The following is a 10,102-nucleotide window of genomic DNA, read 5'->3' as shown; positions in this document are numbered from 1 at the left end:
CTTGGTCACAAGAGCTTCGCGGTCGTTTGCCCGCTCGCCCTGGTTGGCACCGCCTCATATCCGGTTCTTGTTCATCGGCCCGCAGTTTCGATCCACGCTTCCTCCCCACGGTCGGTCGCCCTTCCGCAGTTGCGCTTCTCTTCGTTCGCCGTGACCAGCTCACGGTGGGACTTCCACCCACAAGAATGCGCCCATGCTGGGCGCACAAACAAAACGCCCGCGACGAGCGCGGGCGTTCCAGTTTGTGTGTATCAATCAATCAGGCGGCGCGACGGCTGTAGGATGATGCGCCGTGGGATGCTGCCTGCAGGTTGAACTGGGCAAGGAGTTGCATCAGCTTTGCTGCTTCCTGCGCCAGCCCATGGCTCGCTGCCGTCTGCTCCTCGACCATGGCGGCGTTCTGCTGCGTGCCCTGGTCCATCGTGTTGACGGCCGTATTGATCTCGGCAAGCCCCGTCGACTGCTCACGGGTTGCCGTGACGATTGCGTCGACGTGACGGCTGATCTCCTGAACCTGACCGACGATTGCTTCCAACGCCTTGCCGGTGTCGCCGACGAGCGTGACGCCCGAGCGAACCTGTGAGTTCGAGGCGGTGATCAGGCTTTCGATTTCCTTCGCGGCATGGGCAGAACGCTGTGCCAGCTCGCGCACTTCCTGGGCGACGACAGCAAAGCCCTTGCCGGCTTCGCCTGCGCGTGCCGCCTCGACACCGGCATTCAGCGCCAGCAGGTTGGTCTGGAAGGCAATGTCGTCGATGACACTGATGATATTGGCAATCTTCTGCGACGACTGCTCGATCTCGGTCATTGCCGAGACCGCCTTGCGGACGATGTTGCCGGACTCTTCGGCGCCGTTGCGGGTTCGAGTGACCAGCGTGCCGGCTTCCTCGGCACGGCGCGCTGTGTCCTTGACGGTCGTCGTAATCTCTTCGAGCGCGGCTGCCGTTTCTTCGATGGAGGCAGCCTGCTGTTCAGTGCGGCGGGCAAGCCCGTCCGCGGCGGTGCGGATTTCTCCGGCGCCCGCGTCGATCGCATGAGCGTTGTCACCGACCTCCTGAAGAACAGCCCGCAACTTGGCCACGGAGGAATTGAAATCACTGCGCAGCCGGTCGAGGTGGTCGGCAAAAGGCGTCTCGATCGTCCGCGTGAGATCGCCTTCCGAGAGAGCGCCCAGCGCTTCGGCAAGCGCATCGACGGCATGTTGGATCTCGCTGGCTTCACGTGCCTTCGAGGCTTCGTTACGGGAACGCTCCTGCTGAGCCTGCTCGCGAGTGTGCTCGGCGCTCCGTTCGAGGTCGAGGCGTGCGAAAGAGTTGTCGCGGAAGATCGCTACGGCAGCCGCCATGTCGCCGATCTCATCCTTGCGCCCGGCGTAAGGGACGGCCGCGTCGAGATCCCCGTCCGCCAGACGGGCCATGCGGGTGGCGATCGTCGAGACCGGCTGAGAAATGCGCGTCCAGGCAAGGAAGGCCGCAGCAACGGCGACGGCAAGCGCGACGACGAGGCCACCGACGATGGACGAGATGCCTGCGTTATAGTTACCGGTCGCGGCAGCGAGAGCGGCATCGGTCGACTGCCGATCCTTTGCCAACATTCCGTCGACGAGCGTCTGAATGTTGTTGGCGGACATGGAAAGTTCGCCGCGATAGAGGCTGTTGGCCTGGCTGCGCTTGTTGTCGAGCGCCAGCGCAATGATCTTGTCGGCAAGCGCAGCGTCGTTGGTGAGCGCCTTCTGCAGCCGGCCGAAATTCTGGCTCATGTAATCGCTCTTCGGCTGCTTGTCGAAGGCGCCAATGGCAGTGGCAAGGCGCTGGCGGCGGGCCTTGAGTGTCGTCTCCGCGTTGCGGAAGTCCGTCTTACCTGTTGCAAGGAGGTAGTCGGCGTAGCTGCGACGAACGTCGTTCAGCGTCGTGACGATCGCGTGAAGCCGTTCGGTGTTCGGAATGTTCTGCGCCCCGATCTGCCGGGTGTTGGCCTCCAGATTGATCAACGAGAAGGCCGCGATCGCACCCTGCACCAGGGCAATGACGACAAGGGACAGAAAAAGAAGCGGAAGAAGCGTCTTGATCTTCAATTTGGACATAGAGCGGCCTCATTGCGGCTGAACGATGTGCTTCAGTCAATCTCCTGTTGATCGCCTGGGGGAACACTCGTTTTAATGGTGTGGGGAGAACGGTACGGACAACGTCCATCCTGCATCATGCATTGCACGCCACTAAAGCCCAAGATCCGTAAGATTTGATTAAAAGTAATATTTTTTAATCACCGCTGGTCGCGCCCTCCAACGAGAACGCCCGCGACGAGCGCGAGCGTCCGGTCTTCGCAGGATTACATCAGGCCGCGCGACGGCTGACCGCAGCGTGGGATGCTGCTTGCAGGTTGAACTGGCTCAGCAACTGCATCAGCTTTGCCGCCTCCTGCGCCAGCCCATGGCTCGCTGCCGTCTGCTCCTCGACCATGGCGGCATTCTGCTGCGTGCCCTGGTCCATCGTGTTTACAGCAGTGTTAATCTCGGCAAGCCCCGTCGACTGTTCGCGGGTCGCCGTGACGATCGCATCGACATGACGGCTGATCTCCTGAACCTGACCGACAATCGCGTCCAACGCCTTGCCGGTGTCGCCGACGAGCGTGACGCCCGAGCGAACCTGACTATTCGAAGCAGTGATCAGGCTTTCGATTTCCTTCGCAGCCTGGGCCGAGCGCTGCGCCAGTTCACGCACTTCCTGGGCGACGACCGCAAAGCCCTTGCCGGCTTCGCCGGCGCGTGCCGCCTCGACGCCGGCATTCAGCGCCAGCAGGTTGGTCTGGAAGGCGATGTCGTCGATCACCCCGATGATGTTGGCGATCCTCTGCGAGGACTGCTCGATCTCGGTCATTGCCGAAACCGCCTTGCGCACGATGTTGCCGGACTCTTCGGCGCCGTTGCGGGTGCGCGAGACGAGATTGCCGGCCTCCTCAGCGCGACGTGCCGTGTCCTTGACCGTCGTGGTGATCTCCTCGAGCGCTGCAGCCGTTTCCTCGACCGAGGCTGCCTGCTGCTCGGTGCGGCGGGCAAGGCCGTCTGCGGCCGTGCGGATTTCGCTCGCACCGACATCAATGGCGTGCGCGTTGTTGCCCACGGCATGCAGAGCACCGTGGAGCTTGGTGACGGCGTTGTTGAAGTCATTACGTAGGCGGTCGAGATGCGGGGCAAACGGCGCGTCGATGCGATGCGCAAGGTTGCCATCCGACAGCGCGCCGAGGGCACTGGCAAGCGCATCGACGGCATGACGGATTTCGGTTGCCTCGCGGTTTTTCTGCTGCTCACGCTCATGACGCTCACGCTCGGTAAGGGCACGGCCGGTTTCGGCTTCACCCTCAAGGCGCTCTCGATCAACCGCGTTCTTCTTGAAGACAGCCACAGCCTCGGCCATCGAGCCGATCTGGTCGCGGCGCTGCTCGCCAGGAATGGAGACCGACAGATCGCCGGCGGCAAGCTTTTGCATCGCGGCGGTCATATCGGTGACGGGACGGATCACCAGGCCATGCAGCAGCCAGGCCATGGCGCAGATCATCAGGCCGACGGCGAGGATCGTGGCAATGGTTGCGGCAATGCGGAATTCGTTCAGCGAAGCGAAGGCGGCGTCGCTGTCCACGACGAAGCCGAGGTACCATTCGACCGACGGCAAACCTGCAACCGGCATGAAGCTGACGAGGACATCCTTGCCGGCAAACTCAGTCGGAACGAGCCCGGCCTTGATCGCCGGTGTCTCAGCCGGGAAAGCGTCGGCAAGCGTCTTTGTCACCAGCTTTGCATCCGGGTGGATCAGGATCTGCCCGCTCTTGTTGACGAGGAAGGCCGTGCCTTTGCCGCCGAGATCGATCTCCTTGATCATGTCGACCATGGTCTTCAGCGAGAAGTCGCTGCCGGTCACGCCGGCCAGCTTGCCGCCGTGGCTGACGGGAACGGCCGAGCTGATGATGAGATCGCCGCTCGACGCATCGACATAGGGCTCGGTCATGACGCTGGCGTTGGCCTTGACGGCATCCTGATACCAGGGGCGCTTGCGCGGATCATAGCCGTCCGGCATCGGCAGCTTCGGCCACATGGTGAAGACACCCTGCTCGTCGCCAAAATAGGTGCTGACGAACTGGCTGGTCAGAACATCGTTCTGGAGCACGGCTTCGACGCCCTTCTGATCGGCGGCGCGGCCGATGGCGTTCGCGACCATGGCGGTCAGCGTCACACGACCATTCATCCAGTTGGCCAGGCTGCTTGCAGCCTGCTCACCGGACGAGCTGATGTTGGCTTCGATCGCGGCAGTCGCGGTGCTCCGTTCGACGGAATTGATGTAGTAGGAAAAGGCGGCAAAGGCCACAAGAACAACGGCAGACGCGGCAACGAGGATGCGCGTCATCAAATTCGTCTTCTTTTTCAAGGATTTTCCTTTCGTGAGTGGTCCGCGCCGTACTTGACGAAGCGCGGGCTACTCGATGCGCAGGCTATGGGCAAAACGGGACAAAGCGCCTCATGCGCCCGGACGACTGCGCCATTAGCGCGCCGTCATACCCCTAATATTAGAGGGGTATTTAAAACTGGCTTAAAATTTGACGAAACTCGACCATTCCCACGTCAGCGGCGCATGAAGGCTTCGAAGGCGGCTTTCGCTTCGGCGCTGTGTAGGCGGTCGAAGAAGTGACGCGCCTCGTCATCGATGCGCGCAATGACTTCTTCCCGATCGCCCCGGATCAGGTTGCGCGCGATCTTCAGCGCTTCTGGCGGCTTGGCGGCAAGCTTGGCAGCGGTTGCGAGCGTTGTCCTTTCGACCTCATCGGGCGCACAGACTTTCCAGACAAGTCCCGCCTCCCGTGCTTCCTCGCCGGAGAAGCCCTCACCGAGAGCCAACATCGCAAAGGCGCGCTGGTGTCCCATGATCCGCGGCGCAAGCAGGCTGGACGCCGCTTCCGGAACGAGGGCGAGGTCGACGAACGGCGTGCGGAACTGGCTGCGCGCTGAGGCGATTGTCAGGTCGCAATGCATGTGCATTGTGGTTCCGATCCCGATCGCCAGCCCGTCGACACCTGACACGATCGGCTTTTCGGAGCGAACCATGGCGTAGAGGAATTCGACGATCTCGCGAGGCATGGCACCGCCCATCGCCGCTGCGAGGAAATCTCCGAGGTCATTGCCCGCGGAAAAGCAACCTTCGGTGCCGAGAAAAGCCGTCGCCTTGATCGCCGCATCGCCATTGGCGGCAATCAATGCCTCCGCCATTTTCCGATACATGGCGCGGGTGATGGCATTCTTCTTTTCCGGCCTGTTGAAACGGATGATCTGGATGCCGGGGTGTGCCGCAGCCTGCTCGACGATGACCTGCTCTGTCATGATGGTTCCTCAGGCGAGAACTATTTTGGCAGCCGCAAGGCTTGCGGCGCCGTTGATGACGCTGTCCTTCAGCGCCGTCACTTCCGAAAGAAGATTTTCCGCGGCAAAACGGCAGAGTGCGATGCGCCCTTCGGCACCTCCCGCCGGTGCCTGCGCGAGCCCGCCCTTGGCGAGATAGCAGCCGGTCAGGACAAGGCCGAAGAGCCGCTGATACGGTGTCGCGCCGGCCAGCGCCTCTGCCACCTTAGCATCGCGAACCTGCGCCAGCAGCCAGTCCGTCGCCTCGCCGAGGTCGGTTATTGCGGAATCGAGGCGATTTGAGGTCGCGCCGAAGCCGCCGAGGTTGGAATGGCGGACCTGGTCGGCGATCTGTTTCAGCTCGGCGATGAAACCGTGCACCTGGTCGCCGTCCGAAAGCGTCAATTTGCGGGTGACGAGATCGATCGCCTGAATACCGTTCGTGCCCTCATAGATCGGCGCAATGCGCGCATCACGCAGATAGCGCGCGGCTCCCGTCTCCTCGATGAAGCCCATGCCGCCATGCACCTGAATGCCTGATGAGGCGACGTCGACGCCGACATCGGTGGAAAAGGACTTGGCGATCGGCGTCAGCAGTGCTGCGCGCTCCTGCCAATGCTGCTTTCGATCCGCCGCGCGATGCGACATGTCGATGGCATGGGCACAGGTATAGGAAATTGCGCGGGCGCCTTGCGTCAACGCCTTCATCGTCAGGAGCGTGCGGGTAACATCCGGATGGTCGATGATCGGGCTCATGCCGCCACCCGCCCAGTTCGGCGCCTTGCCCTGAACCCGCTCTCTCGCATAGGCGACTGCCTTTTGCGTCGCCGCCTCGGCGATCGCGACGCCCTGCATGCCGACGGCAAGGCGGGCATTGTTCATCATCGTGAACATGCAGGCGAGGCCCTTGTTCTCCTCGCCGACCAGCCAGCCGATTGCCCCCTTCTCCTCGCCGAACTTGCCGTCGCCGTAGATCATGGTGCAGGTCGGCGAGCCGTGGATACCGAGCTTGTGCTCCAGCGAGTGCGCGAAGAGATCGTTGCGGGCGCCAAGCGATCCGTCCGCATTGACGAGGAATTTCGGCACGAGGAACAGCGAGATGCCACGCGTTCCGGCCGGTGCGTCCGGGAGGCGAGCGAGGACCAGGTGAATGATGTTGTCGGCGGCGTCGTGTTCGCCCCAGGTGATGAAGATCTTCTGGCCGAAGATGCGGTAGGTGCCGTCGTCCCGGCGTTCGGCGCGGGTCTTGAGCACGCCGAGGTCGGAGCCGGCATGCGGCTCCGTCAGGTTCATCGTGCCGGTCCACTCACCCGAGACGAGCTTTGCGAGGTAGGTATTCTTGAGTTCGCCGGACGCATGGCTGTTGATCGCTTCGATCGCACCCATGGTCAGCGTCGGGCAGAGCGCGAACGCCATCGATCCGGAATTCCACATTTCCAGGGCGGCGACGTTCAGCATATGCGGCAGCGCCTGCCCACCGAAGTCTTCTGGTGCGGTCAGGCCATTCCAGCCGCCGGCGATCCAGTTCTTGTAGAGATCGCGCCAACCATCGGGCGTTACTACCCTGCCGTCGACGAGGCGCGAACCCTGACGGTCGCCAACCTCGGCGAGCGGCGCAACTTCATCCGTGGCGAATCGTCCCGCTTCATGAAGGATGGCGTCGACGAGATCATCACCAAGGTCACCGAGCAAACCAGCTTCGATTGCATCGCCCAGGCCGGCAACATGCTTCAGCGTAAACGCAATCTCTTCGACCGGCGCCTTGTACATCAGTGATCTCCTCGCATCGCTGGCCGCCGATTGAACAGCCCTCCAGCCTCTCCAAGGGCAGAGCTAATTGATTTTTACGTAAACGTCAATTTCAAACTTCCAGCGACAAGCTGCCACGGAGTTACACATGTCTTGAATTATTACGCACTTGCACAAACAACCGTCATAGAGAATCTCTAAGGACACTCACCGCCATCGCAAGAGGACCGGCGCATCAATGGATACTTTGCCCGCCAACATCCACGGACTCGTGTGGGCCTACCGCTTTCCGCCGGAAGGCGGCAAGGCAATCCGTCTCCCAAACAGCGCGCCGCAGGCCGAGTTGACCGACGGCGGCGGCTTCTATTGGCTGCATCTCAATCTCGCCGATGCCAGGGTGCCCGGCCTGCTCGACAGTATCGTTGGCTTGAACGACGATGCCAAGGCAGCCTTGACCACCCGTGACACGCATGCCGCGATAACGGTCGACGAACAGCTGCTCTACGGCACGCTTGTTGATTGCCAGCGCGAATTCGATCGTGAAACCGCCGATCTTGGTTGGCTGCATTTTGCGATCTCCGACCGCTTTATCATTACCACGCGGCTGCAGCCGCTACGCAGCATCGAGCGCGCCCGCGCGCTAGTGGAGAAGAACCCGGCAAAATTCGAACGGCCCGTCGACCTGTTCGAGATCCTGGTGATCGAGTTCCAGCGGACACTGATCTCCATCGTCATGGAAATGACCGAGGAGCTCAACGTTATCGAGGATTTCGTCTACGACAACTCGCCACGCGACGAACGCCGGCGGCTGGCGCCGGTCCGACGTACGGTCGTCCGGCTGCACCGGCACCTGAGAACTGTGCTGGCCCTGATGCGTCGCGCTGCCGCCTCGCATGACGATGAAATGCCCTTCGGCTTCGATGATGTCGCGGGACGGCTGACGAGCCGCCTCGAAACCGTCGATCACGACATTTACGCGCTGCAGGACCGCGCGCGGCTGCTGCATGAAGAAATCGACTCGAAGGCGTCCTCGGAGACGAACCGGCACCTCTACATTCTGTCGATCATGACGGCCTTCCTGCTGCCGCCAACCCTGGTGACGGGCTTCTTCGGCATGAACACGGCCAATCTGCCTTTTGCCGAAGGAAGCGGCGGCACGGAATATGCCGTGGCGATCATTATCGCCTCCATCGTGCTCGCATGGTGGCTGCTGAAGCGCGTCCGCATCCTCTGAACGCAAAAGGCCCGGCATTGCTGCCGAGCCCTGAAACCGAAAGCTTGCTTCACTCAGTAGTACGGCGAAACGCACTGCTGGCGCGGGCCGTTGTACGGCTGGAACGTGTTGTCGTAGACCCGATAGGAACGGTAACGCGCCTGGCACCAGGCCACGTGACCCGAGCCGAGCGAAGCAGCCGGCGGAGGAGCCACATAGGTCGGCTGCGATGCAATAGCACCACCAATTATCGTACCAGCGCCGAAGGCGGCCAGCGGGAACCAGTAGCCGTCATAGTAGCGGTAGCCACTGCGATAGTAGGGATAGCCGCGATAGCCACCGTACCAACCCGGGCGATAGGCTGGGCGATAGCCTGGATAGTAGCCCGGCCGGTATCCGGGACGAAAACCGGGGCGGCAATACGGGCCACGGCAATACTGGACGTTCTGGACGTCACCAGATTTTTCGACCTGCGGCAGAGCCGGCATCTGCGTCGCCTGCGAGGGCGCATAGCCACTTGCCAGCGTGACAAAGGAAACGGCGGCAATCGCTATCTTCTTAAAAAACCCAGTCATGGAAGCTCCATTTCCAGTTGGAATACGCGCGCACGAGAACGCCAAGGCACTGAAAACGTTCCAATGACCAGTTTTCATGCTGTCGGTGCGACTTTCTGTTTTTAAGCGATCGCGGATTAACTGGACATTAACCGCCTATCACCACGCTCATTCCATGAAGCAATCCTGGAGAAATCTTCTGCTTCGCTTGATGGTTCCGGCGCTTGTCGCGGGACCTCCGACTATGGCTGTGGCGGCTGACACCCTACCCTGGAACAACCCCAACAACGCGCTCGTCATCGACGCGTACGAACTCAATACGATCGATTGGGATTCCCTGCTTTCGGACAAGCGCATCGCCGCCTTCATTTCGAAAGCTTCCGACGGACTTCCGGAGAGCTTCTCCTGCACCGGCGATCATGCCGGGGACACGGTTGCGCATTGCAAGACCATGTGGCGCAAATATGCGGTGAGCCGCGAGCTCTTTCAGACGCGGCGATTGGTTGCCCGGGCGGCCGGCCTCCTCTGGGGCTCCTATCACCTCGCCCGTCCCGGCAACCCGGTCGACCAGGCCAACCATTTCCTCGAATACGCCGATCCCAAGGACGACGAGATGATGATCCTCGATCTCGAGGGCATCGATCCGCAGAAATTCATGTCGCTGGAGGACGCACAGATATTTGCAGGCCATATCAGGGCAAGGACCGGACGCTACCCGGTTCTCTATACCAATCACAACACCGCCCGATATATTGCCGCATATCGCAACGACTATCCGGTGCTGGCGCGGCTACCGATCTGGTATGCGCGATACAGGCCCGACGTGAAGGGCGTGTTCCCGATGGGAAACTGGGACAACTACCTGATGTGGCAGTTCTCGTCGGGACAGAACTGCAGCAAGCGCCGCTGCCCTTACCGCGTTCCAGGCACATTGACGGATATCGATGTCAACGTCGCGCCCATGAGCCGCGCCGAACTCGCAAAGGTGTGGGCGCGGGGCAAACTCTTGCCGGCGCGCGAACCGGACCCGCCGCTCATTCTTGCAAAGATCGAGATGGAGCCGCGCGGAATGCCTGCCCAAGGCCCGGCAACCGCACAGCTTCCGCCGGATCCTGTCGTCACATCCTCGATACCGCAGAGCGACGTCGTGCGCACGCGTCGAGACTTCTGAGAAACGTGCGCACAAAAAAGACCCCGTCTCGA

General features: G+C 61.5%; 7 protein-coding genes. 2 read left to right on the top strand and 5 right to left on the bottom strand.

Annotated elements, in window-relative coordinates; translation table 11 throughout:
* Positions 1-259: 259 nt before the first annotated feature.
* The 4 genes from C934_RS0125320 to C934_RS0125305 form a co-directional block, all read right to left on the bottom strand.
* The gene (locus C934_RS0125320; protein ID WP_018859359.1) at positions 260-2,083 is read right to left on the bottom strand and encodes a HAMP domain-containing methyl-accepting chemotaxis protein; all 1,824 of its coding nucleotides are present in this window, start codon (positions 2,081-2,083) and stop codon (positions 260-262) included.
* A 250-nt stretch (positions 2,084-2,333) separates the two neighbouring features.
* Positions 2,334-4,418, bottom strand: a complete 2,085-nt coding sequence (mcpU, locus tag C934_RS0125315) for a methyl-accepting chemotaxis protein McpU (protein WP_018859358.1) — start codon at positions 4,416-4,418, stop codon at positions 2,334-2,336.
* 194 nt (positions 4,419-4,612) lie between these two features.
* Positions 4,613-5,365, bottom strand: coding sequence for a crotonase/enoyl-CoA hydratase family protein (locus C934_RS0125310; protein WP_018859357.1), 753 nt, complete (start codon positions 5,363-5,365; stop codon positions 4,613-4,615).
* A 9-nt stretch (positions 5,366-5,374) separates the two neighbouring features.
* Positions 5,375-7,153 (bottom strand): acyl-CoA dehydrogenase, encoded by a 1,779-nt coding sequence (locus C934_RS0125305; protein WP_018859356.1) that lies wholly within the window; start codon positions 7,151-7,153, stop codon positions 5,375-5,377.
* A gap of 217 nt (positions 7,154-7,370) precedes the next feature.
* Between C934_RS0125305 and C934_RS0125300 the strand changes: the two genes are divergently transcribed.
* Complete coding sequence (locus C934_RS0125300) at positions 7,371-8,366, top strand: transporter (RefSeq protein ID WP_018859355.1); 996 nt, start codon at positions 7,371-7,373, stop codon at positions 8,364-8,366.
* A 53-nt stretch (positions 8,367-8,419) separates the two neighbouring features.
* Here C934_RS0125300 and C934_RS0125295 read toward each other — a convergent pair whose 3' ends face one another.
* Positions 8,420-8,920, bottom strand: a complete 501-nt coding sequence (locus C934_RS0125295; RefSeq protein WP_018859354.1) for a BA14K family protein — start codon at positions 8,918-8,920, stop codon at positions 8,420-8,422.
* A gap of 190 nt (positions 8,921-9,110) precedes the next feature.
* Between C934_RS0125295 and C934_RS0125290 the strand changes: the two genes are divergently transcribed.
* Positions 9,111-10,070: a GH25 family lysozyme gene (locus tag C934_RS0125290; RefSeq protein WP_018859353.1), complete on the top strand. Its 960-nt coding sequence runs from the start codon at positions 9,111-9,113 to the stop codon at positions 10,068-10,070.
* The last annotated feature ends 32 nt before the right edge of the window (positions 10,071-10,102 follow it).

This window comes from Rhizobium sp. 42MFCr.1 (assembly GCF_000377185.1).
In the GTDB taxonomy this organism is placed as follows: Bacteria; Pseudomonadota; Alphaproteobacteria; order Rhizobiales; family Rhizobiaceae; genus Rhizobium; species Rhizobium altiplani.
Note: the sequence above shows the minus strand (reverse complement) of the source record. Positions and strands in the feature narration are given on the sequence as shown.